At 36.8% G+C, this 1843-nt stretch carries 2 protein-coding genes and 1 tRNA gene; all 3 read left to right on the top strand.

What is annotated here, in order from left to right:
- Nucleotides 1-483: complex I subunit 1/NuoH family protein (locus ACYVPE_RS39720; protein ID WP_461038713.1), on the top strand; the 483-nt coding region annotated here is incomplete at its 5' end.
- Between the two features lie 24 nt (nt 484-507).
- Nucleotides 508-579 (top strand) — tRNA-Ile (locus ACYVPE_RS39715).
- An 87-nt stretch (nt 580-666) separates the two neighbouring features.
- Nucleotides 667-1809: a cytochrome b N-terminal domain-containing protein gene (locus ACYVPE_RS39710; protein ID WP_460624610.1), complete on the top strand. Its 1143-nt coding sequence runs from the start codon at nt 667-669 to the stop codon at nt 1807-1809.
- Nucleotides 1810-1843 lie beyond the last annotated feature (34 nt).

The following is a 1843-nucleotide window of genomic DNA, read 5'->3' as shown; positions in this document are numbered from 1 at the left end:
CATCAAGAAGCTATTTGGTTTGTTATTCCTATGCTACCTGTATTCATTGTATTTCTAATTTCAGCACTAGCTGAAACTAATCGTACACCATTTGACCTACCAGAAGCAGAATCAGAACTAGTAGCTGGTTTCTTTACTGAACACAGTGGTATGATCTTTGTATTCTTCTTCCTAGGAGAATACTGTTCAATTGTTCTAATGTCATGTCTAACAGCAATCCTATTTCTAGGTGGGTACAACATGCCAGAACTATTTATCAACGACACCTTCGTTAACCTACAAAGTATTGTACTAGGAGTTAAGACATGTATTATTTGCTTTTTCTTTGTCTGGTGTCGAGCTACATTCCCACGAATTCGATACGACCAACTAATGGTACTATGTTGGACAGATATGCTTCCTCTAGCTATTGCCTTCGTAGTACTAGCTCCAAGTATTCTAATGGCATTTGATATTATCCCAACTCCCCTTACATATAAGTAGATTAAAAACTAATTAATGTATATAAAGCCTATAGTATAGCGGTTAGTACCCATCGTTGATATCGGTGTGGCAGAGGTTCGATTCCTCTTGGGCTTAAGGTATTTAATTATAAATATAACCAAAAAAGCGCTGAGATTGCTAATTGATATAAGGTAAGACAATAAGATTAAGAATATAATATCTATGCGAGTAATAAAGAGTAATGCACTACTATCTATTGCTAATAGTTACATTTGTGATTCACCACAACCTATTAACATTAGCTACGCATGGAATTTTGGTTCACTACTAGCACTTTGTCTAGGAACACAAATTCTAACAGGTGTTATTCTAGCAATGCACTATACACCTAATATTGATCTAGCATTTATCAGCGTTGAACATATCATGCGGGATGTTAACTACGGATGGATGATTCGATATATTCACGCTAACACAGCGTCATTCTTCTTCATCTTTGTATACCTACATATCGCACGAGGACTATACTTTGGATCATACAAGTCTCCTCGAATTCTACCATGGTCAGTAGGAGTTATTATTCTAGTCCTGATGATGGGTACAGCCTTCCTAGGTTACGTACTACCTTACGGTCAAATGTCACTTTGGGGTATTTCAAATTGCCCGACATGTTCTAATACTGTGATTTATGCAGTTGTACTTGTACTTATTAATGTATATCTTCGGTCTGGAATGCTAGCTAAGCGAATTTCAGCTATTAGCCGAGTAGGACCCCATAATATAACTATTCTTAGCATTATTACTGGTTCTCTACTTGGAGATGGTCATGCTGAACAGCGAGTTCAAGGAAATGGTACTCGTATTACTTTCTATCAAGCAGGTAGTCATATAGAATATCTACTATGGCTACATGAACTTATCTCTTCTCTTGGTTATTGTAGCCCTATCACACCTGTTATCCAAACACGTGTTGATAATGGAATCACTCGGTACGTAATTCGATTCCGAACTTACACATATAGTAGTTTTAACTTTATCTTTTCAGATTGGTATGTTAACGGCATTAAGATTGTACCAGCTAATATTGCCATGTATCTTACTCCACTAGCACTTGCTATTTGGATTATGGATGATGGTGGTCGAATGGGTTACGGTCTAAAGCTAGCAACAAACTGCTTTACATATAATGACTGCGTATTTCTTTCTAACACTCTAGCAGAACTATATGGAATTAAGTCTTCAGTACAAAATGCTGGGGTACCTAACCAGTATCATATTTATGTGTGGTCCGAATCTATGCCTCTACTACGAGATCTAGTTCGACCATATTTTGTACCATCTATGCTTTATAAGCTAGGTGAATAACCTTATATCATATAATACTCCCCATCACAGAAGT

Source organism: Streptomyces mayteni (genome assembly GCF_054783955.1).
The sequence above is the reverse complement of the archived record's forward strand: the minus strand, read 5'-3'. Positions and strand labels throughout refer to the sequence as shown.